This window comes from Coprococcus intestinalis, assembly GCF_023656595.1.
Classification (GTDB): Bacteria; Bacillota; Clostridia; order Lachnospirales; family Lachnospiraceae; genus Coprococcus_A; species Coprococcus_A intestinihominis.
The window spans coordinates 80,254-103,318 of sequence record NZ_JAMOKJ010000014.1 but is presented as its reverse complement, the minus strand read 5'-3'; the positions used below and the strand labels follow the sequence as shown (position 1 = coordinate 103,318).

23 protein-coding genes and 1 tRNA gene are annotated in these 23,065 nt (G+C 38.1%); 19 read left to right on the top strand and 5 right to left on the bottom strand.

Translation table 11 applies throughout. The features are described 5' to 3' along the window. Positions 1-79: 79 nt before the first annotated feature. The 4 genes from NBH03_RS11335 (at position 80) to NBH03_RS11320 (ending at position 3,488) form a co-directional block, all read left to right on the top strand. Positions 80-433 carry a zinc ribbon domain-containing protein gene (locus NBH03_RS11335; protein ID WP_250799648.1) on the top strand — a complete coding sequence of 118 codons (354 nt, stop codon included), beginning with the start codon at positions 80-82 and terminating at the stop codon, positions 431-433. Between the two features lie 13 nt (positions 434-446). Continuing rightward, positions 447-1,604 carry a hypothetical protein gene (locus NBH03_RS11330; protein ID WP_250799647.1) on the top strand — a complete coding sequence of 386 codons (1,158 nt, stop codon included), beginning with the start codon at positions 447-449 and terminating at the stop codon, positions 1,602-1,604. 112 nt (positions 1,605-1,716) lie between these two features. Continuing rightward, positions 1,717-2,352, top strand: coding sequence for a YbjQ family protein (locus NBH03_RS11325; protein ID WP_250799646.1), 636 nt, complete (start codon positions 1,717-1,719; stop codon positions 2,350-2,352). 452 nt (positions 2,353-2,804) lie between these two features. Further along, complete coding sequence (locus NBH03_RS11320) at positions 2,805-3,488, top strand: recombinase family protein (protein ID WP_250799645.1); 684 nt, start codon at positions 2,805-2,807, stop codon at positions 3,486-3,488. A gap of 1,159 nt (positions 3,489-4,647) precedes the next feature. On the opposite strand, the gene NBH03_RS11315 is transcribed toward NBH03_RS11320, so the two are convergent. From NBH03_RS11315 to NBH03_RS11295, 5 genes are all read right to left on the bottom strand, one after another. Next, positions 4,648-4,911: a hypothetical protein gene (locus tag NBH03_RS11315; protein WP_250799644.1), complete on the bottom strand. Its 264-nt coding sequence runs from the start codon at positions 4,909-4,911 to the stop codon at positions 4,648-4,650. Positions 4,912-5,096: 185 nt separating this feature from the next. Then, a complete protein-coding gene (locus NBH03_RS11310; RefSeq protein ID WP_250799643.1) occupies positions 5,097-5,405 on the bottom strand; it encodes a hypothetical protein in 309 nt (102 codons plus the stop codon). Between the two features lie 136 nt (positions 5,406-5,541). Next, positions 5,542-5,697 (bottom strand): hypothetical protein, encoded by a 156-nt coding sequence (locus NBH03_RS11305; protein WP_250799642.1) that lies wholly within the window; start codon positions 5,695-5,697, stop codon positions 5,542-5,544. Positions 5,698-5,794: 97 nt separating this feature from the next. Continuing rightward, positions 5,795-6,079 (bottom strand): hypothetical protein, encoded by a 285-nt coding sequence (locus NBH03_RS11300; RefSeq protein WP_250799641.1) that lies wholly within the window; start codon positions 6,077-6,079, stop codon positions 5,795-5,797. 82 nt (positions 6,080-6,161) lie between these two features. Then, the gene (locus NBH03_RS11295) at positions 6,162-6,818 is read right to left on the bottom strand and encodes a SprT-like family protein (RefSeq protein ID WP_250799640.1); all 657 of its coding nucleotides are present in this window, start codon (positions 6,816-6,818) and stop codon (positions 6,162-6,164) included. Positions 6,819-7,053: 235 nt separating this feature from the next. On the opposite strand from NBH03_RS11295, the gene NBH03_RS11290 reads away from it, so the two are divergent. The 15 genes from NBH03_RS11290 to NBH03_RS11220 all read left to right on the top strand — a co-directional run bounded on the left by NBH03_RS11290 (position 7,054) and on the right by NBH03_RS11220 (position 23,051). Further along, positions 7,054-7,326 (top strand): helix-turn-helix domain-containing protein, encoded by a 273-nt coding sequence (locus NBH03_RS11290; protein ID WP_250799639.1) that lies wholly within the window; start codon positions 7,054-7,056, stop codon positions 7,324-7,326. A 104-nt stretch (positions 7,327-7,430) separates the two neighbouring features. Continuing rightward, entirely contained in the window at positions 7,431-7,643 is a 213-nt protein-coding gene (locus NBH03_RS11285) for a hypothetical protein (RefSeq protein ID WP_250799638.1), read from the top strand. Between the two features lie 388 nt (positions 7,644-8,031). Next, a complete protein-coding gene (locus tag NBH03_RS11280; protein WP_250799637.1) occupies positions 8,032-9,168 on the top strand; it encodes a helix-turn-helix domain-containing protein in 1,137 nt (378 codons plus the stop codon). Positions 9,169-10,131: 963 nt separating this feature from the next. Beyond that, positions 10,132-10,779, top strand: coding sequence for a hypothetical protein (locus NBH03_RS11275; protein WP_250799636.1), 648 nt, complete (start codon positions 10,132-10,134; stop codon positions 10,777-10,779). A gap of 52 nt (positions 10,780-10,831) precedes the next feature. After that, the gene (locus NBH03_RS11270; RefSeq protein WP_250799635.1) at positions 10,832-12,073 is read left to right on the top strand and encodes a radical SAM protein; all 1,242 of its coding nucleotides are present in this window, start codon (positions 10,832-10,834) and stop codon (positions 12,071-12,073) included. Then, positions 12,051-12,212: a hypothetical protein gene (locus NBH03_RS11265; protein ID WP_250799634.1), complete on the top strand. Its 162-nt coding sequence runs from the start codon at positions 12,051-12,053 to the stop codon at positions 12,210-12,212. Before NBH03_RS11270 ends, NBH03_RS11265 begins: the two co-directional genes overlap by 23 nt. Before the next feature lie 294 nt (positions 12,213-12,506). Then, positions 12,507-13,655: a tyrosine-type recombinase/integrase gene (locus NBH03_RS11260; protein WP_250799633.1), complete on the top strand. Its 1,149-nt coding sequence runs from the start codon at positions 12,507-12,509 to the stop codon at positions 13,653-13,655. A gap of 149 nt (positions 13,656-13,804) precedes the next feature. Further along, positions 13,805-13,890, top strand: a tRNA-Leu gene (locus tag NBH03_RS11255). 145 nt (positions 13,891-14,035) lie between these two features. Further along, positions 14,036-14,635, top strand: coding sequence for a hypothetical protein (locus NBH03_RS11250; protein WP_250799632.1), 600 nt, complete (start codon positions 14,036-14,038; stop codon positions 14,633-14,635). A gap of 224 nt (positions 14,636-14,859) precedes the next feature. Next, the gene (locus NBH03_RS11245) at positions 14,860-15,636 is read left to right on the top strand and encodes an enoyl-CoA hydratase-related protein (RefSeq protein WP_215689034.1); all 777 of its coding nucleotides are present in this window, start codon (positions 14,860-14,862) and stop codon (positions 15,634-15,636) included. Positions 15,637-15,718: 82 nt separating this feature from the next. Beyond that, positions 15,719-16,555 carry a 3-hydroxyacyl-CoA dehydrogenase family protein gene (locus NBH03_RS11240; RefSeq protein ID WP_250799631.1) on the top strand — a complete coding sequence of 279 codons (837 nt, stop codon included), beginning with the start codon at positions 15,719-15,721 and terminating at the stop codon, positions 16,553-16,555. Positions 16,556-16,851: 296 nt separating this feature from the next. Next, positions 16,852-17,094 carry a helix-turn-helix transcriptional regulator gene (locus NBH03_RS11235; protein WP_117527590.1) on the top strand — a complete coding sequence of 81 codons (243 nt, stop codon included), beginning with the start codon at positions 16,852-16,854 and terminating at the stop codon, positions 17,092-17,094. A 125-nt stretch (positions 17,095-17,219) separates the two neighbouring features. After that, a complete protein-coding gene (locus tag NBH03_RS11230; RefSeq protein WP_250799630.1) occupies positions 17,220-18,497 on the top strand; it encodes an adenylosuccinate synthase in 1,278 nt (425 codons plus the stop codon). 188 nt (positions 18,498-18,685) lie between these two features. Further along, on the top strand, positions 18,686-19,345 hold the full coding sequence (locus NBH03_RS11225) for a VTC domain-containing protein (protein ID WP_215689036.1): 660 nt from the start codon (positions 18,686-18,688) through the stop codon (positions 19,343-19,345). A 166-nt stretch (positions 19,346-19,511) separates the two neighbouring features. Next, positions 19,512-23,051 carry a DUF5717 family protein gene (locus NBH03_RS11220; RefSeq protein WP_250799629.1) on the top strand — a complete coding sequence of 1,180 codons (3,540 nt, stop codon included), beginning with the start codon at positions 19,512-19,514 and terminating at the stop codon, positions 23,049-23,051. The last annotated feature ends 14 nt before the right edge of the window (positions 23,052-23,065 follow it).

The window sequence follows — 23,065 nt, the reverse complement described above, 5'->3', positions numbered from 1 at the left end:
ATTAATACAAAATATTGAAAAGTAATACTTTATAATATATAATATTATTAAAAATATACAAAAAAGAGGAGACGATGTTATGGCATTAATCAAATGCCCGGAATGCGGAAATGAGATTTCAGATAAAGCATATTCCTGTCCGAAATGTGGCTGTCCTATAAAACAAGAAAAGATTATTATTGTTAAAAAGGATTATAAGGGTAAAGCAAGAGCATTTACAATTGCAGGAATTATGGTATTTGTAATTTCATTTATTGTGGCTTCAGCTACATATGATAAGAGGTTGTCTTTAGCGGCAGCGTATGTAACGGGTAAAAGAAATCTATATCCTGTCTATAATGCGTTGCTAGAGGCAACGTTCTGGATTTCGTTAGGGATAATTGGAATTGGGATAATTTATTGGATAATTGCAGCTGTAAACAAAAATAAGTAGGCAAGGGGAAAATATGAAACACAAACAAATAACTAGCATAGTAATCATTATGGTATTAATTTTATCCGTAAGTGGATGCGGAACTTCAAAGTATAAAGAGCAATATGCCCAGAACATAGAACATGCTACAAAAGCATATGAAAATTTTAATTCAGCATATGCCGTTTTACATAACTGGAGTCATGATGTATGCGCGGCATGGGAATATAGCGTAAAACATGAGGATGATTTTTCGTTTGAACAAGTAAGTAGATTATTAAGTGGTCTTACTGAACAAAAATTAATAGATGGCTTTATGGATGATATGTATCTGTATACAACAGGCTGGGATGATGCAAAGCAAGAAACAGTTGATTATATACGTGAAAATGCTGATATGGCGGTTACTGTTTTGTCAGGTGATTATAAAGTATATCAGATATGTGTATTGGCGGTTTCAACGGCCTATAAAGCTGATGGTGGCAGATTAGAGTCTTTTCAAAAATACATAGATGATGCAGAACAGGAAATGGGGCAAATACAATTAATTGATAATCCAAAATATAATGAAGATTATTATACAGTTTTGCAGGATTACTGTGATACATTGCGTGGGTTCTACAATTCAGATGCATTATCCATAGAAAAATCTTTAAGTGATGTGAAAAGTGGTGTAGATTCTTTTAAAAGTAGTGTGGAGAATTATCAAAGTAAATTGGAAGATAATTTAGGCATTAGTGAGAAGGATAGTGGTTCGGCGACGGTTTCCACAGAATCAGAAACAAGTAAATTGAAATCTGAAGGAACAACAAAGATTCAGACATCAGATGGCGATTTTAATATTGATGTACAAAATGTTCATACCGTTGACTGGAAAGTTGATAACGCGGGAATGAAAGTTGTCACAATTCAAGCAGAAGTAGAGAATATCAGTTATTCGGGATACAAAGATAATAAAATACAGTACTATGAAATTGTAAATTCTGGGGTGTCATTATTGGATGAGGATGGATTTGCATTAGAATTTTATGATATTAGCGGTGGTGATGATGGTAAGTATGAAGTTGGGGCAATTTTTGATATTGGTTCTAAGAAGAGAGTATCGTTACCATTTTTAGTACCTGAAGAATGTAATACGGTATCAGTTAGTGTTGATGGACATGTTTCTGATCCGATCAGTTTAGGTAATTAATTGAAGCAGATGGCTGTCGTTTATCTGATAAAGGTTGAACGACAGCTGTTTTTTTAATATGTATCAAGAGCCGGAAAGTGCTATAATGGTCATAAAATAGGAGGTTTATATTATGGCAAAGCAATGTATTAATTGCGGAAAGAAGATATCCTTTATTTCAGTTGTTCCTGAAATTATGATTGGAGACAAGAGTTATGAAGTATGTGAAAATTGCTCTAATTATATTCATAGGGAAATGATGATAATTAAAAATTCTACTGCTGAAGAATATGACGAAGTGAAGAGTACATTTGAAGAAAAATGTAAGAACAAGGAATATAGTGATATTGTAGCTAATTATATAAGAGAAAAAGCATTTACTGAAAGAGATAAACGTTTAAAAAGAGAAGAAATTGCCAAAAATATGGATTATTTAAAAGCTACTTGTAAATTGACAACAGGGTATAATTTCGAAGGATATAAAATTGATGAGTATTTTGGTATTGTTAGCGGGGAAGCAGTTCTTGGCACTGGATTTTTAAGTGAATTATCATCTTCAGTTACGGATGCATTCGGTATGAAATCAGGAGCTTTTGGTGATAAAATGAGAAAAGCTAAGCAGTATGCAATAGATGAATTGATTACTGAAACAGCAAAAACAGGTGGAAATGCAATCATCGGTGTTAGTTTTCAAATTGTAGTGTTTAGCAATAATTCTATTGGCGTATCTGCAAATGGAACGAGCGTAAAAATAAGCAAAACTGAATAGATGGATTGTTTGCTAATCAGTTCCGGCAGCAGTCATCATAATATCACGATATTTCTTCACATCATCCAGAATCAACAAAACCCCAACAATATCAACAAGAAACAAGAGTTATATAAGGCTAACTATTTTGAACCTCAATATTCATAAATCCCTTGCATCAAAAGGCTTTTAACGATGACTGAAATCCTGCTGCATATGAAGAGATTTAAACAGATGCCAGAGGACGGGAATATGACTGGACATTGAAGAATCGCTTTGTTTGCATATGATTCTTCCAATCGGACGTATCAAGTAGTATTAACAGCGATGCATGACACGATAAATAAAAGTATTAAATTTAACCTATCGCAAAAAGTATTAAAAATATTGACTATTTGGTGCGATTCTGCTATATTTTAAATATAGATTTTGACGGTCGATAAATTTAATACATAATGATGGGAGTGAAACGTATGGAATACGGATATTGTAGAATCAGCACCAAGAAGCAGAGCATTGATAGACAGATTCGGAACATCTTAAAAGAATACCCGGACGCAAAGATTGTTCAGGAGATATACACAGGAACGAAATATCAAGGCCGTAAAGAGTTAGAATCCTTACTGAAGAAGGTACAACCAGATGATACAATTATATTTGACTCGGTATCACGTATGAGTCGTAACGCTGAAGAAGGCTTTACCTTGTATGAACAGCTGTACAACAAAGGTATCAATCTTGTGTTTCTGAAAGAACATCATATTGATACAGAGACCTATAAAAAAGCTCTGACAAACAATGTACAGCTTACAGGAACAGACGTTGACTATATTCTTGATGGTGTAAATAAATACCTTATGTGTCTAGCTAAGGAGCAAATCAGACTTGCGTTTATTCAAGCTCAAAAAGAAGTTGATGATTTACGTCAGAGAACAAAAGAAGGACTTCAGACAGCACGGTTAAAAGGTAGACAGATTGGACAGAAGACCGGAGCAACCTTTGAAACAAAGAAAAGCATCGAAGCAAAACAAGAGATCCTGAAAAAATCAAAAGCATTTGGCGGAACATACTCTGATAAGGACTTGATGAAGGTTATTGGGATAGCCCGGAACAGTTATTATAAGTATAAGAGGGAATTGCTGCAGGAATATCAATAACTCGCATAAACGAGAAAACTACCGAAATGGTACTTTTGATGGAAGATGATTTGCATATGCGAGAGAAGTACATAAATCGTATACTCACGGGGCAGGACTATATATATTATGTAGTTGCATTTGCGTATATCTCGCATAGTACTCAATTTGGGTACTCAGGTCGCATTTATGAGATTTTCTGGCAGCAGGAACCAACCTCTTAAAATGATTCTGAACCACCTATATTTACAGGCTTTTTTGCCTATGGTCGTTAAAAGACCCCTATCTTCAATCAAATAAAAATGTAGATTATCCCTTGCATCCAAAGGAGTTTATCCACTTTTTTTACGATAGAAATGAAGATTTACTTTATACCAAAAGGAAGGATCTTCATTTTTATTTTTTGTACATCTGCTGTCACATATATAGAGAGTTCTGGACAGATTTGTCCAAAAGTCCATAATCATTTGATCGGACAAATCAGTCCAAACAAGCATATTCTACATGTTTCGCCCGTTTGGGCTAATCAAGGAAGGGGATAGGTTCCATATGACCTCACATACACTCATATACATCTAACACCTGCCATCATTCTAAGGGTAGCAAATAAGGCTTAAATATCATCTGAGAGAGCAAATTTGCGTTTTGGATTTTTGGATGATAAATTGGTCAGGTAGGATTATTCTGACACCGATTTGAGAGATAATCTGATATTTGAGCAATATTGAATCTCAATATTCAAAATCCATTTTAAACAAAGGAGTTTAGCGAATTCCCTTTGAAGGGATGTCGTGATTTTTGACATAAACGATAGAAAGCAATGAAAAAAGACTACCAGTAAACTGATACTGATAGCCTTTTCTCACAAACAAAAGAACCAAACTTTTTAGAAAAGTGGTACACAAATAGTATATCTAATTTTTTACGTATTTTCAATGTTAATTTTTACTGATGGCCTGCTGCCTATGTATGAATTTCAGCAGCAGGCGGTGATGTTCTGTTTTTCAAATTCCTTGTAAAATAAGGATTTTATTGATGTTACTTTTCAGAAGAAATTCGGATTTCATCTGGTATTTGTCTTTCTGTTTGGATGTCCTTATCTCGGACATCTAAATTTTTATTCTAAAATGCATAGTATGCACAGCCGAAATGAGACTAATAGTCACTTTAGAATCAAATTCTACTGCAACATCTTATCTCTGTCTTCCATCCCTTGTAAATAAAGCTCTTTGGCTATGATGTCCGTTTGCTGACTGACACAGTCGTTGAACTTATCAATCAGTTCATGTTGTGATGGGTCTGGAATGGCAGCTATAAGTTTATCATGTAGTTTACTTCGGATTCTGTTTAAGTCCTTGTATTCCATATTGGTGCTGGCGACAATCTCATATACAGGATCAGTATATAACGCTTCAAAAATTTGATTCATAAATTCTTTGTTCATATGTAAAACCCCTTTATTTCTGACAGAATATCAATGCGAATACAAGCAGAAATGCTATAAATCCAATTACCTTGGCTATAAATATAATCCCTGACCAATCGCCATCAGATGCAGCGACTATGGACATAATGATAAATGATGTGATGAATACCAATATATGCATAACCTGTCCCCTTCTTTCTATATTAATCATTACCCCAGATATCAATGTCTTCTTTAACTGTTTGAATCCATGCATTGAGACTATCAGTCATGATGATGTTAGATGCAGGATCATTGGCTCTAATCATCACTAGATAGTCATTCAGCAGAGGAACAATGATAACAGTTAGTTCAGATGGTGCAGGCGGTGTAACATCATCAGAAAAACCATTGTATTCAAATTGGTCGAACTGATAGTTAATCGCCATCTGAATGGCTTCACGGCTGATTGGGTTAATCATTAATGCAGTGTTGGCAGTTACGATGTTGAATTCGTTAATGTTGTACTTCATGTTAAATACCTCTTCTTTCTTCTATATATTAATGTTTGGCACCTTCAGCGTGAAGGATGCAAATGGTGCTGTTAGTGTCGGATATCGGTGAAGTCGATTTCTAAAGTCAATAAAGTCGACTTTTGAAATACTGTGTTTAATTCTTCTTCAGAAGTTTGTTATCATCGTACCATTTAATTGAACCATCGGCATTGATCGGAAGCTTAACCTGTTTACCTGAAGCATACTTGATAACCTTGTAAATGCTACCATCTGTACAAAGTGTAGAAACTGTGAAATCATTGTTCATCATGTGTATTCCTTCTTTCTTATGTGTGTCAGGCGGTGGAGCAGATGCCCAACATGGGAAGATGCCCCACACATCCTGAATGATTGGTATTGATTAGTTGTTAATTGAGTGTAAATCTCATTGATGTTACCTTCTTAGTGTATTCCTGATACAGTTCAGCCCACTCAGATTTTTTAAACGCTGTGGTATCAAACTTGGTACTGATCACCTCAGAGTATCTGGCTACAATGCTGTTATCATCGTTGAACAGTTCAGACAGTTCATGTTCAGTCATGTACTCTTTACACTCATCTTGTAAAGCTTTAATCTGTGAATCTAATTCTTTCTTCATCTGGTTGTATTCCTTGAGTTCTGCCAATACTTTGTTCATTCTTCTGCTTGTCATAGTCCTTGTACCTCACTTTTCTTTGTTTGCTATTGTTTTATCTGATGCAGTGGCCAGTAACGGCCACCGCTTATGTATCTGTTTAAACTTCAATCATCTTTTCGATGCAGTCGCCACAAATCAGATTAGTTGTTTTCGTAACTCTTGCAATGTTTCCACAGCAAGGGCAGATCATTTTGATGGAGTTGTTCTTTTTAGGGAACTTTGGTGCTGTTCCTGATTGTCCACCAATGCCAATGATTGCTTGTTGAAATTCATTTCGTCCCAGTCTGAAATCTTCGAAACCATTCTCAATTACCCATTCTATCAATTCTTCAGTTGGTTCTGTGATGCTCCAACCAATACGTGAATCATACTCAATGTGCAGGCCGTGTTTTTCTGCTTCTAATTTGAATTTCTTTGAATGATATTGTCCACCAGAGCGGCTACAATCTTTTACACCGTGACACCAGTTGTAGTAATGCGTAAGTTCGTGACACATTGTGGAAATAATTAACTCAATATTACGGTCTAATGTACCTCCACCCAAGTTGATTTCAACGGCTCCTCTTTCACCTTCTTTGTCATGGACTCTATAAGATAAGTACGGTGTAAAGTGACCATAAGCTTTTGGTGTTGATTGTACTGTCCAGATAACTCTGTCCATATCCAGCTCGCCATTGAACCAGTCTTTGTTAATCTTTCTTCCAATGCTCTGAATTTCACCAATTACTCTTGACATATTTGTGGTTTGCTTCATGTTGAATACCTCTTTTCTTTCTTGTGTTTGTTTGTGTTGTTCCTTTGTTTTGATGAGTTAAGTATACACTTGAAATGTGTGTATGTCTATTGACAAAATACACAAATATGCACCTAAAACAAGTGCTTAAAATATACACTTTAAACAAGTGCATATTAATAACATAGAACACTTGAAACAAGTGTATTCATATGATAAAATTAGACTGACCATATTTATGAAGAGGTGTATAAAATTGTTAAGATATAAAATGGATGTATTGCAGGAATTGAAAACAATAGGATTTTCGGCCTATAAATTAAGAAAAGACAAAATAATGGGTGAAGCACAGATTCAGAAAATTAGAACTGGTGAGATTGCCAGCAAGGAAACATTGAACACACTTTGTAAACTGCTGAATTGTCAGCCCGGTGACTTAATCGAATATATTCCAGATGAAGACAACAGCGTATCAGGGGTGGATAAAACTGGTAAATCAGATAAAAATTCCCAGAACCATGATAGCTGATGTATCCACACACTGACTCGATTTTCAATACATCATAAGATAAGATTTTTGAATTAATATTACTAATTCAATCAACGGTATTTAACAGAGAGAGAGGTGATCAGATGGAGTTCATATATAAATGGTTGGAGAAACGTTTATTCAAGAAGAGACATGAAGTAATGAAGTTACAGTTTCAGAAGATAAAGATTCAGCAGGAGCTGGACAGAGCCAAACAGAACAAAGAATATATGAATATGCTCAATAAATCTATGACTGAAGCGGCAGCAGGAGATGTTGTGGTTAAGAGTCTGGATGAACTGAGAGAGTGTGAGTAAGAGAGTACGGGTGTATAACGGGGGTGATACACCTGTATTTTTTATGGTTTAAATTAGAACTTTTGTTTGCTTTTGTATTGACATAGTATTTTGCTTGTGTTATAATAACTATAACAGTAAATATTACAGTTCTTTTCATTCCATTCATCAGAAAGAGTCATTTCGAAAAAGTATAATTCCTGAACAGTTAAAAAATTAAAATATAATTCTTTTTAAGAGTCATAATTATTATTTATTACTTATTTATTATCTTCTATTTAAAACTGTCAAGGTTACGACAAAAATATGTCGAACTTTTATCGAAAACACTTAAGTTAGAATGCAAAGAAATGTCGTAACTTTTACCCCAGAAAAAAATAAAATAAAAAATACAGAAAGAAGGTTGAAATTGCTGAAGAATTTATTTGTTGTTAAAAGAATTATCGAGGACAAAGAGTTATCAAGTGAGGCATTTGCGGTATGGTGTGCACTAAGAAATCTGATGCATAAAGATGTAAAGAAATACTTTGTCTCCTACAATATGATAGCATATTGTCTGATGCAGTGTCCGGCAAATCGTTCAGAGATGTCCTCTATTAAGCGTGGATTCTCTGAGTTAAAGGACAAGGGTTATGTCCGGGAAATAGAATCATATGGCACGAATGATTTTGTCGTTGATTTGACTGCTCTTTATTTTGAGCAGGGCAAAGAATACTTCTCTGATATGACAGATGAAGAGATGCATAAGATTATGGGCATCAAAGGAAGACATGACAAATGTAAGCTGCTGAGATTTTTTGCTTGTATGGTTGGGTCATTTAATCGTGGCAATAGTGTACCAGATCACTTAAAAGGGAAGATTGGTGGAATGCCATTAGAACATTTCGTTACGACTTTAGGTTACTCGAAACCAACGATAGTCTCATTCAATCGAATCCTTGAAGAGAATAAGCTTTTATTCATCATACGTCATAAAGATTTTGTGCAATACAGAGACGAAACAGGTCAAAGCTCATTGAGAGAATTTCCGAACACATACGGCCGTCATAAAGACAAAAAACTTGTTGAGTATTTCGCTGAGACGGAGCATGGATATAAGTTCTTTGAGGCGAAGAAGGGCATTAAAGTTAAGCAGGCCAATGAGAACAGAAGCCTGGCACAAAAATATAATGCTCTGTGCAATGGTAAAGAATATGACGGTGATACACTTAAAAAGATTTTTGTTTGGGCTGACAATAAAAACGAACTGCTGAAAAAAGAGTGGGAGCAAGCTGTTAATGATGGTGATAATCCGCCAGAGCCAGAATACATTGATGTCAATGTTATAACAGACCACTGGTATGAGATGTTCGTTGAAGGTGATGATGAAGAATATCCAGACAACGCCGCCGCTGAAGATAATGTAGATGATAATGCAGCAGGACAAGTACCGTCGAATCCTGAAGTAATCAAAGCTGATGTAGATGATGATGATGTTTTGAGCATTCTTAATTCTGACGATAAGTCTGCTTGGCGAAGATATATTGAGAAACGTCATTCGGCATAATCTGGCAGTGAAGAGTGAATATTTTATATATTTTAAAAAATAAAAAAATATTTAAAAATATTCTGAAAATATGTTGACACGGCATGAAAAACATGATATATTATACTTATAGTAGTATAATTCTTTAAACTATATCTAAATATCCATCAAGATTTATTCTATGAAAAAATCCCAAGAATATTTAAAAAATAAATAAAATATTGTACAAAAAAATGTAGAAATTTGTATACTTTTATTGCTGATTGCAGTAAGGGTTTATAAAAATATATTTTTTTGCGGGATTTATTGAGGATTTTCTATTTTTTGGCACGAAAAAATATTTTTTTGGTGTAAAAATAGAGAGAAAAATGTAGAAAAAATAGAGAATTATGCTTATAGGATGATAAAAAATATTTTTATATTTTTATTGTCCAGTTGTTAGTGCAGATGTTGCCGCATCTACACTAACGGTTACATGTAAACCCAGCACTCAGAAAGGCACAGGATTATGGATGATTGGACTTTTAGAAAATAATATCAAAAGATACTATACACAAAAGTTATGTAGTTGTCAAATGAATTATGAAAATTCATACAATTTCTAAAGTCAAATCTGACATTATCCCCAGAAGAATAAAGATGAAGGAATAGAATCAGAAGAAGCATCCAGAAACAAATGTATGTGTACATATCTCTGAGAAGGCATGATTGCATGAGATACATGGCACGTACATTGCAGTCTGTCTAATATGCCGAAGAGCATGTTGGAGCTTATTTATCATTGGAACGGACTACAGTTAAGATAAGTAAGAAATGAGTTAAAAGGAGATAGACATGTCCAAAAAAATTATTATTTATGAAAGGAGCTGGCAGCAATGTTAGCACTTAGTTTTTTGGATTGGATTATCTTAGAACTGAACGAAAAGAGAGAACGTTTGTCATTATTCTGGCTAATCGAATGCTGCCGGTTTACGGTGAAAGATTATGACAAACATCAAAGAATTCAAATGGAACAAAGAATATATCATTGCACATGCATTGGATGAGGATGTTATACAGATAGCAGGTATCAAGAAGCTTGACGAATCAGAAGTATTTGTTCAGCATCCGACATGTACGGATTATTATTGCTCACAATATGGAAGAGTCATCAGCATCAAAGGTGACCGTGTGAAGCTGTTAGGGGCTATCCCAGGTGGTCAACCTGACAGGCAGTATCTATATTATACGTTCTCGATGAAGGGGTATCCGACAACGATCGGCGCTCATCGTGCGGTTGCAGATATATTCTGTCCGAATTTCTGGAAGAAGGGCAAATTTGAAGCTCATCATATCGACGGGAACAAGATGAACAATAACTATCATAACATAATCCTGTTGCCTACACATTTGCATGCAGCTATTCATAAGATTAAAAAGATGGTACTGTTCAAGGATAATCAAATCATTGAATACAAGAACCCACTTGATGTGGTATATGATACCGGGTTGAAGTTAGAGGACATCTTACTGGCCAACAAAGGTAAGAAGAAGCCGCTGAAGTCTCAAGGCGGATACACGGTATTCAATGTGAAAGGACATCTGATAGGATTCAAGTATTACCCGGAAGTCAGAAAGAAGAAGAACAACTAAACAACAATCGTCCGGCGGTGAAAATTCTGCTGCCGGACAGTAAGGAGGATTAATGACAAATACAGATAGCGACCAACTTTTTAAATTGTCATACAAGGAACTGGCAATAGAAGTGACAAGACGATGCAACATGCAGTGCAGCCATTGTATGCGAGGACCTGCCGAAAATCATACAATATCTAAAGAAGTAATTGACAGATTGTTTGAAGAGGTGTCAGTTGTAGCAAGACTGCTACTAACAGGAGGTGAACCGTTTTTAGAACCAGAGATGATAGATTATATCTTTGATGCCATCATCAAACGTAACATTCCGATTAATAAGATTGATGTTGTCACCAATGGTACGATACGGGATAAGCGAATAGCGGAAAGTTTTAATAAGATAGGTAAGTATGTAGCTGACAATTACAGCAAAAAACTGAGCAAAAAACATATGCGACAGATTGTATCAATCTCTATCAGCAACGATTCATACCACATGAAGGATGATATTATGGAAACCCTGAAATTTTATAGAGGTTTGCTGAACGATAACTGCATCATCTTGAAGAAGAATCAAAAGGATATCAATGAAGTTTTGTACCTTGGCAATGCGGCAGATGATTCTTTCGTGTTGGATGAAGGAAAGAGATATATGTATAAGATTACGCCGTACCGTGTCTTGTTTTTTAATGATGATGATGGGACACCATTAGCCATAGATACGATGATTCAGATCGGCTATGACGGCAAGATACTCATAGGTGAAGATTCAAGCTATGAGCAGCAGGATAAGAACAATTACGGAAATATTCTTCAGAAGCATATATCAACTCTATTAGCTGAAGGCGCTTTTGACGAACCGTTTACAGAAGATGAAGCTCATATGCGTGATACGTTGTATACACTTTACAAGAATGAAGAGTTTACGGATATGAGCAAAGAGACGATGCAGCATATACTGGCAACATATGAATTCGTATATTGTGCAAGAGAAAGATACCATAAAGCGTATCCGACGCTGAAATTTGAAGATGTTGTTGAATTTGCGTATCATGATATGAATGTGCATCTGAGAGAGGTTGTTGGTCAGGAATTTATGCTTTTCAGAATAGATAATTGGAAAGAGTTTACGGTGCCTGTTGAAGAGAGTAAGCAAATATTAGATGGTTTATCGGTGCTGCATCCATTTCAGACAATGTATGCAAGAATGAATATATTTAATAAACCACTTGAGTGCATTCCGGATAAGGTTAGTGGGGAAAGAGAACGAAGAGGTTATTTAATACCCGATGGCAATGGGATCAGTGCATAAGATGATCGGTAGAGACAGACAGTTTATTGGTATCATTTGCGGTATACCCTTTGGACTGATTGGGATGATAGTTTCCGGGGCAGCTGCATGGGTGATTAATATGGTACTGGATAGGGAAAAAATAGGATATAAGGAGTAGAAATTGACGGCAGCAGGATTGATATAAGAAGTCAAAAAAATTAACTTCTAGAGGTAAAGAAGTTTAACTTCTAGAAGTTAAAAAATTTAACCCTAATTAGAACAATATATAATTATACTGATTATAATTATATCTATCATATCAATCTATCAGAGAGAAGATATGATAGATGAACAGGATGGATTGATTGATAGGATTGATCCGATTGATGAAACAAATGTTCATGTTAATCTGTCCTGCTGTCTGAATATATGGTATAATATATATGCTTGAACTTTTGAGGAAGGAGATAATTTGAATAAGGTTGATGGATGCCTAAGAAATAAAAATGGCAGATACTACACGGTGATTCACTATATAGATTCTAGTGGCAAGAGAAGAACGAAAGAAAAAGCCACTGGTCTTGATGTTAAAAGAGGTAACAAGAAGTTAGCTCAGGAGATTTTAGATGAACGGTTGAACGAATACCGTAATGCATATTCTTTGGACGCTGTAGCAGAGAAGATTTATTTTGAGGACTATTTGGAAAAGTGGATGGAGCGAATCAAAAAAGAGGTACGCGAGAATACATATGAAACATACAGGGCGCAGATGGACAATCATGTGCTGCCATACTTCAAGCAGAAGCATATTTTATTGCGAAACTTAAAGTATCGGGATATACAGCAATATTACAATTATGAGTTAGAACAGGGAATGAGCGCATCAAGCGTTAAAAAGTACCATGCGAACATCCATAAAGCTCTGGATGAGGCTGTAAGGGATGAACTGATTCCGGCGAATCCATCAGATAAAGCAATTTTGCCGAAAAAGCAGAAATCGAAGATAAATCCTTATACGGCAGAAGAAGCAGAAGCTTTGTTTAAGGCGGTGGAAGGAACGAAGATGGAAGTCCCGGTCAAGCTAGCAACAATGTTTGGATTGAGGCGTGAGGAAGTGTTGGGATTGAGATGGTCAGCTATTGACTTTTCAAAAAGAACACTGAAAATCAATCATACATGTGTTTTGGTTGGTAATGCAGCCGTAAATGTCAATAGAACAAAGAATGAATCAAGCAATCGTACATTATACATGACCGATGAGATGGCTTCATATTTGAAAGGTGTGAAGAAGCAACAGCGAGAGATTCAGTTAAAGCAAGGTGAGCAATACGTATACACTGACTATGTGTGCATTGATGAATATGGTCAGCAATTAAAGCCTAACTATATTTCACAGACATTTAATCAGATGCTGAAGAAGAATGGTTTGCGGCATATTCGATTCCATGATTTAAGACACACCTGTGCATCATTGCTGATGAATCATGGTTATGAGACAGCTGATATCTCGAAGATGTTGGGACACAGCACCATCACAACAACGGTAGATATTTATGGTCATATTGATGAGGAACGAATGAAGAAGATTGCTGAAAAGATGGGATCGGTATTGGCAATTTGATGGCAAAAAATTTCCACCAAAATTCCACCAAAAGTTACATCTTTTATTCTGCAAGGAATATATGGAAAAAATCACATTTTAATTTTGAAAAAATCCTGAACCCCTTGATTTTACTGGATTTGAGGGCAAAAAAACATAATAAAAATAAGGCGGATTTTGACATGACTATTTTAGGCTGTCTGAGACTTAGGATCTGGTGGGGTACCCCGTGCAGGTTCGATTCCTGTTATCCGCAGTATGCAAGGCAAGAAGCAGAAGCATTTTCTGCTTCTTTTTATATATTTCGCTGATAACTATGGTGGAAGTACCGGAAATTATGATACACTATCCGTATATTAGAATTTTGAGCAGATATGCGATAAGAGAGAAGGTGACAGCCGGTGGAAAATGAAGAAAGAGAAGTAAGAGGGATGGCAGTGGTTTGGAAACGCCTGAGGGCTCTGGCGGTCTTTCTGCTTGTGCTATCCATGCTTGAGAGTGATGGTATTGAGCAGGAAATTATGAGGATCTCTATTGGATACTGTGCGGAAGGCGGCAGCCGGCTGGTCAGCTATGGGCTGGAAGAAGACAGATTTGAGGATCAGAACTTCATTCCGGTAATCTATATGTATGACAATGAAGCTGAGATGATGGATGCATTGGCAGAAGAAGAAATCAGCATTGCCCTGTTGGATGGCAATGAAATCGTATTCGATAATAAAATGACAGACAATCGGATTATTTTGTGGTTAAAAATCGACAATCAATACGATACCGTTATTTGTGTCAGAAAGCATCTGATGGAGGAAAATCTGAATACAGCGATCTGCTTTACAAAGGCCTGCACAGATGAAAATGATGGAAATGTTAAGGTTGTGCCTTATTTGCAGTGGCTGGATTATCTGAGGACAGCAGGGTATGCTGAGGAGGATGTGATGCCGTATCTGGCACCGGATTTTGTCGATGAAATGCTGGAAGAAAGGCACTTTGATCGTATGTAACCTCAGAAATTGACAAATACTTAACTTTTGGATTGGTTGAGCCTCTGCTTTTTGAAATTTGTAAATGGGTAAAATGTCTGTAAAATGAAAACAAAGAATCTGAATTTTTAAAAGAAGTATCTAAAAAATTTGGTAAAATTAAAGATTAGCTATTTACTTATTAGTAAATGTGTTGTAGAATAGGGATGAAGATAAAAATTCAACACAGAAAGGGAGTTAAAAAAATGTCAACCGTATTATATGAAGTAAAAGGTAATATCGCTATTCTTACTATCAGCCGTGAAAAAGCACTTAACGCTTTAAATTCAGAAGTTCTGAATGATCTGAATGCAGCTCTTGATGCTGTAGATGTTAACGCTGTAAGAGCACTGATCATCACAGGTGCCGGCAAGAAATCTTTCGTAGCTGGTGCAGATATCGGTGAAATGAGCACATTAACACCAGAAGAAGGCGAAGCTTTCGGTAAGAAAGGTAATGACGTATTCAGAAAGATTGAAACATTCCCTATTCCAGTAATTGCTGCAGTTAATGGTTTCGCATTAGGCGGCGGTAATGAAATCTGCATGAGCTGTGATATCCGTATCTGTTCTGACAATGCAATCTTTGGTCAGCCAGAAGCTGGACTTGGTATTACACCTGGATTCGGTGGTACACAGAGACTTGCTCGTATCATCGCTCCTGGCTTAGCTAAGGAAATCATCTACTCAACAAAGAATATCGATGCTGCAAAGGCTAAAGAAGTAGGTCTTGTAAACGAAGTTTATACACAGGATGAATTACTTCCAGCAGCTGAAAAGCTTGCTAATAAGATTGCTAAGAATGCACCAATCGCTGTTCGTGCTTGTAAGAAAGCTATCAACGAAGGTCTTGATCTTCCTATGGATGAAGCTATTGTAGTTGAAGAGAAACTGTTCGGCAGCTGCTTCAAGACACATGACCAGATCGAAGGTATGGATGCATTCCTTACAAAACGTAAAGAGAAAAACTTCATCAACGCTTAATTTATTAAGTACATAATTAGAGCGGCTGTGCTGCTGCACAGCCGTAGTGTGTTATATATTTGTTACAGGAGGTATTAGTCCAATGAAAGTAGGAGTTATTGGCGCAGGTACAATGGGTTCAGGTATCGCGCAGACATTTGCACAGACAGATGGTTATGAAGTTGTATTATGTGATATTTCTGAGAGACTTGCAGAAGGCGGTAAAGCGAAGATCGCGAAAGCTCTTAACAAGAAAGTAGCTAAAGGTAAGATGACTCAGGAAGCAGCAGACGCTATTTTAGGTAAGATCACAACAGGTCTTATGGATAAATGTGCAGATTGTGATCTGATCGTTGAAGCTGCATACGAGGATCTTGGCGTTAAACATGAAATGTTCAAAGAATTAGACGTTATCTGCAAACCAGAAACAATCTTCGCATCTAATACATCTTCCCTTTCTATCACAGAAATCGGAGCAGGCGTTAACAGACCAGTTGTTGGTATGCATTTCTTCAATCCGGCACCGGTTATGAGACTGATCGAAGTTATTGCAGGTCTTAATACACCTGATGAAACAGTTGAGAAGATTAAAGAGATTTCAGTTTCTATCGGTAAGACACCTGTACAGGTTAAAGAAGCTGCTGGTTTCGTTGTAAACAGAATTCTTATTCCTATGATCAATGAAGCAGTTGGTATCTATGCTGACGGTGTTGCTGATATTGAAGGTATTGATACAGCTATGAAACTTGGTGCAAACCATCCAATGGGACCTCTTGCATTAGGTGACTTAGTTGGTCTTGATATCTGTCTTGCAATCATGAATGTTCTTTACACAGAGACAGGCGATTCCAAATATCGTCCTCATCCACTGTTAAGAAAGATGGTTCGTGGTGGTAAACTTGGTCAGAAAACTGGCGAAGGTTTCTACAAATATGACTAATTATCATTGATCGGTGTAATATGTTGACAGGCCTTTAGGACCGGTTCAGATTATTGATCAAATAATAGCTGCTGTATATTCGGATTTGGCGCTGAATATACAGCAGTTTTTGTATGCCTGTAAGGAGAAAATGTCTGGCAAAAAAAGTTACTTTTTGTAAATAGACTATTGAAATGAGCCCCGGTTTTTGGTAACATTGAATGGGAAAATGATTCAATCATTAACAAAAGTCAAAGTGATTTTCGTTAATTGCGCCAAATTGATAGACGATATAGATATAATGGAGGACATTTCACATGAATGAACGAAGACTAGAACTAGAAGGTGAAATAGAAAGGATGAAACAGCGGTTAAGCTATAACATCAAGCGTTATCGCAAGCTTAGCCGTGTTTCGCAACAGGCCCTGGCAGATATGTGTGGTCTGCATAGAACGTATATATCAGATCTTGAGAATGCAAAATGCAATCCCACACTCAGCGTTATGATGGTTTTGGCAGATTGTCTCAATGTTCAGTTGGAAGATTTACTGAAAGAGTAATAAAATGTAAATCTGCTATTTACTTTTGTTGGAATATAGCATAAAATAATAGAGTATTATCGACAGGATTTACAAGAAATACATGCATCAAGCATGTAAAAATATATAAGGAGCTGAGTAAGTTTATGGTTAGAGCAGTCGTTGGAGCGAACTGGGGAGATGAAGGTAAAGGCAAGATTACAGATATGTTGGCCGAGGATTCAGATATTATTATCCGTTTCCAGGGCGGCAGTAATGCCGGACATACGATTATCAATGACTATGGCAAGTTTGCATTACATCTTCTGCCATCTGGTGTTTTTTATAATCATACAACAAGTGTCATCGGTAATGGTGTTGCATTGAATATCCCATATCTTGTTGAGGAACTGGAGAGTCTGACATCAAGAAATGTGCCAATGCCGAAGATCCTTGTTTCAGATCGTGCACAGATTTTGATGCCATATCACATGTTATTAGACGCTTATGAAGAAGAAAGACTTGGCGGTAAGTCCTTTGGCTCAACAAAGTCAGGTATTGCGCCATTTTATTCTGATAAATATGCAAAGATTGGTTTTCAGGTCAGTGAACTTTTTGATGAGGAAGGCCTCAAAGAGAAAGTTTATCGTGTTGTAGAGACGAAGAATGTCCTGATTGAGCATCTGTACCACAAGGAGAAGCTTGATCCGGAAGAGATTTATCAGACATTGCTTGGATACAGAGATATGATCAAGCCTTATATATGTGATACATCTGCATTTTTACATCAGGCATTGAAAGAGAATAAGAGAATTCTTCTTGAAGGTCAGCTTGGTTCTCTGAAGGATCCGGATTTTGGCATTTATCCTATGGTTACATCTTCATCTACATTGGCCTCTTATGGTGCAATTGGTGCAGGTATTCCTGGATACGAGATCAAGGATGTTATTACAGTTGTTAAGGCTTATTCCAGTGCAGTTGGTGCCGGTGAATTTGTATCTGAGATTTTTGGCGAAGAAGCTGATGAACTCAGAAAGCGCGGCGGTGACGGCGGCGAATTCGGCGCTACAACAGGACGTCCAAGACGTATGGGTTGGTTTGATGCGGTTGCTTCAAGATACGGCTGCCGTGTACAGGGTGCAACAGAAGTAGCCTTGACAGTACTGGATGTACTGGGTTACCTTGATGAACTGCCTGTATGTATCGGATATGAGATCGATGGTGAAGTGACAAGAGACTTCCCAACAACACGTCTCCTCAAGAAAGCAAAACCGGTCTATACAACATTACCAGGTTGGAAATGTGATATCCGCGGCATCACGAAGTATGAAGATCTTCCAGAGAATTGCCGTAACTATATTGAGTTCATTGAGAAGGAGCTGGAAGTTCCGATTACAATGGTATCCAATGGCCCTGGTCGTCATGAGATTATCAAGCGTAAATAAACTAATGAAATATTTATAAATTATAAGATAAAGACTGTTTCGACAGTCTTTATTTTTTTAGAAACATTTTAGGCTTTTCTCATCATAAATACACAATTATATCGTACAATAAGAGAGTCAAATGAAGAACAAAGAAGGCTGATGGAAGGGGGAATCCATTAGCGTGAAAGGGAAAGGTGAGAAGATCGGTGTTTGACGAAATGTATTATGAAGAGAACAATATTATTCCAAAGGAAGAATATAAGCATATTATCGATACTTTACATAAGGAGAAGAAGTTCCGTCCGGCCAGGATTTCGGTTGTCCGGAAGGTATTTTTTAACAGAGAGATCAACTATCTGACAGATGCCGTCAGTGTGAATCAGGAGAATACGGACAGCTATTGCGTGATGATGACTGATTGGGATACAGACCATCTGATCCTTGAGAAGAAGAGTAAGCGGGAAGGGCTTATTTCGAAGAGCTATACACGGTTGTCGGAAGAAGAGTTTGAACGGATCCTGGATGGTGATTATGAATGGATGGCCTCCGCCAGAGAGTCGATTTTCAGAGATTTTTATTTGCAGCTGACCATCAACCAGCTGAGACCGGGCGTCGTTGTAGATTATGAGCGTCAGGCCTTTAGGATGAACAGTAAGAAGGAATATATGATTTTTGACCTCTCTATTCGTTCAACTTATCTTTTTACAAAGGATACGGTTTTGAGTCCTCTGTTGGAGCAGACAGAACGTCTGGAGCAGAATCGTGTGGTTGTGACCTATAAGCAGATGGCAGAATTGCCGGGATTTATTTATCGAATGACAGGAATTAAACAGAAGCACCAGTGCTTGCTTCCGGAATTTGCATAGGCAAGTGATAAGAGGATGTTCTGTGGCTGTTGACAGAATCTGACAGCCGCAGAGCATCTTTTTTGTCGTCTATAGATTGAAGAGAACCGCATTTAGTGATAAAATACATTATGCGAATTAGAAAGAGAAAAAGTTATGATAGATTTTGAGAAGAAGGTGAGAGAACGTGAAAGAAAAGATTCAGTTATTGTCAAGAGGCGTATTTGAGTATGAGAATCCGGAAATTGAAGTATCAGAGAAGGAGATTGCTCTGGAAGTTGAGGCGGGCAGCCACTATTCGGGTACGATTCAATTGAACAGCCGCAATCATATTGAAATACGCGCCATGATTTTCTCATCGAATAAATGGATGCAGTGCCTGGAGTCTACAGTGATCGGAACAACGGGATGTATTCATTATGTTTTTGATACACAGGCATTGGAAACAGGTGAAGTGTGCGAAGGATGCTTTTATATTGTGAGCAATGGCGGTGAGATCACGATTCCGTACAGAGTAAAGGTATGCGCGCCTTTTTGCGATTCCAGCATGGGCCCGATGAATGACCTGGATCAGTTCGCATCCCTGGCCAGAGACAATTGGTCGGAGGCACTGAAGATATTTAAGACACCGGAATTTGGGCGTGTTTTTTTGCATAATAAGAAGAATCGACGGATTTATGCGGCACTTATTAAGGGCAGTGATATGTCACTGGCAATGGAAGAATTTCTGTGTACAGTGAAGCGGAAACAGGCGGTACAGATGAGTGTGTCACAGGATTTGATTGAATTCGATAATCTTGAGCATCCCGTCAGCGAACATCTGCTGATCGAGAAGAACCAGTGGGGACATGTGAATATTCACGTTTCAACAGAGGGGGATTTCTTAAGCGTTTATAAGAAGACTGTGACGGATGAGGATTTTTTGGGAAGCTATTATCAGTTGGAGTACAATATTGTGCCGGGAATGCATACTGTGGCTTCCGGCAAGATCATTCTTGAGACGCTGAATCAGCGTATTGTGGTGCCGGTATGCTGCAGACGTGAGAAAGCCAGAGATGTGGATTTTATTGAGAGAAAGACGTTGAAGGCTTCGTGGATGCATTTGTGCAGGCTGTATTTGAAGTATGCGCTGCATCAGATTGACAGGAATCAGATGATTGGTTATGCCAGAGAGGATATTAATGGCTGTCTGAATAACAGCAGGGATATTCTTTTCAAGGTTGTTGAAGCGGATTTTCTGCGTGAGGAAGGCAAGAACGAGGAAGCACAGAAGATTCTGGATGGTATCAATGGCCGTGAGCTGAGATATCGTTCTGCAGTCGCATACAGTTATTTTCTCTATGTGAATGCGCTGTGCAGACAGGATGAACATTATACGGAGTACGTCCGTGATTCTATTCAGTTTTATGAGGAAGGTCAATATCATGACCGATGGGAACTGGTCTATATGCTGATGAAGCTGGATGCAAGGGAAGAACAGCACCAGCTTAAGGTACTCAGACAGACGAAAGCGCTCTATGACAGGCATCTGATGGGCGGGCTCATGTATTTGGAGGCTGTTAAGATAATCAATAAGGATCCATCGCTGATCCGGGAAATGGGTGCTTTTGAGATCAGTCTGTTCCTTTGGGGAATACGTCATGATTGCCTGAATCGCGAAACGATTTTCAGATTTGCGGATCTTGTCCTGCGCATGCATGTATATCACGGACAGTGTCTGCATGCGATGATCGAGATGTGTTCATTGTATGAGACAAAGAACCTTCTTTCAGCAGTCCTGCATCTGCTGATTCTCGGTGAGAAGAAGGATCCGATCTACCATCAGTGGTATCAGCTGGGCATTAAATCTTCCATCAAGATGCAGGGACTGTACGAATACTATATGGCGACACTGGATATGAAGAATTGCAGGGAATTGCCGGTTCCGGTACTGATTTATTTTCAGTATGATAATCGGCTGCAACTGAAACAGAAGGCATTTCTGTTCAGATATGTGATCGAGCATGAGCAATGGCTGGGCAAATTGTTCGAGGCATATGACGGTATTATCAAAGCCTTTACTTTTGAACAGCTGCAGAAGGGTGTTATTAATGAGGACATTGCCGTTTTGTATCATCATTATCTGACGAAGGAAGCGATGACGCCGCATGTTGTGAAGGCGATGCCGGCGATTATTTTTAAGCATCATATTCATTGTGATCATCCGGGAATCGTGGGTGTGATTATTGATTATTCCGAGCTGGGTGAGGAGAAGTATTATCCGCTGAATCAGGGGGATGCTTATGTGGATCTTTATATGGATGATTATCGGATTGTACTTGTGGATACCCGGGGCGGACGCTATATGTCAACAATCCCTTATACGATTGACAGACTGATGGATGCCGGCCGTTATATCAGGATCTGCTATGAGCAGGGGCGGGATAATAAGATGCTGGTACTCAACAGAAGTGAACGTGCATTGAAATATCAGATGATGGATGATGTATCCATTGAAACATACAAATGCGTTCTGAGCCTGCCGGATGTAAGCAGACATTATCAGAAGACGATCCTGAAGAATCTGATCGATTATTATTATGATAATTATGAGGGAGAGACCCTTGAGAAATATTTGCTTCAGCTGGATATCCAGCTTCTGGGCCATTCAGAGCGCAGCCATATTATTGAATATTTTATTCAGAGAGGGCTGTTTGACAAGGCTTATGAAGCTATCCGGGAATACGGATACGAAGGCATTCAGGATAAACGGATCATGCGGCTTTGTTCCAGAGTCATCCGGGAAAAGAATTTCGCAAAGGATGAACTGTTGGTGGAATTAGCCTATTTTGCATTTTCCAACGGCAAGTACGACGAGACGATTCTGCAGTATCTGATCATGTTTTATGCAGGAACCACAGAGCAGCTGTATGCGATATGGAAGGCAGCCGGTGATTTTGAAGTGCCGGCGGAACAGCTGGAGGAGCGTCTGCTTTGTGAGATATTGTTTACGGAGAATCATGTGGCCGAGGGCTGTGACGTTTTTGTTTCTTATTATCATACACATCCGGGACATCGGTTGATCCGGGCATTTCTCGGATATTATGGCTATCATTATCTGGTTCATGGACAGACATCCGGAGAGAAGATTTTCCAGATTATGGAGATAGAGCTGGATCAGGTGGAGAATGCCCGAGATGTATGCGCTCTGGCGCTGCTGCAGTATTATTCGGAGGCAGACCATGTAGAACCGGAATTTTATGAGAAACTGCAGCAGGAGGTAGCTGCCTTTATGGATAAGGGAATCCTTCTGCCGTTTTTCAGAAAATATGCCGGGAATGCCGAGGTGCCGGAGGAATTGGCTGATTTTCTCTATGCAGAATATCATACCAGTCCGAAAGCAGCGGTGACAATTCATTACCGTCTGCATCAGGAGTTTGAGACGGAGTGGATCAATGAGCCGATGCGCCATATTCTTGGGGGTATTTTCATCAGAACCTTCAGACTGTTTGCAGGTGAGGAGATAGAATACTATATCTCAGAGCAGGATGAAAATGGGGAGAAAACCGGTGAGAAACATTTACTGCAAAGGGAAGAGGCCATGGATGCATGGCCGGAAACCGGTGTGGAACTGCTGAACCGGATGAATCATGCAATCCAGACAGAGGACAGCCAGGCAGTGAATGAAATGATCTGTTCGTATGAGAGAATCAATGAAATGACAGAGCAGTTATTTGAACTGAAATAGGAGTGACACAGAGC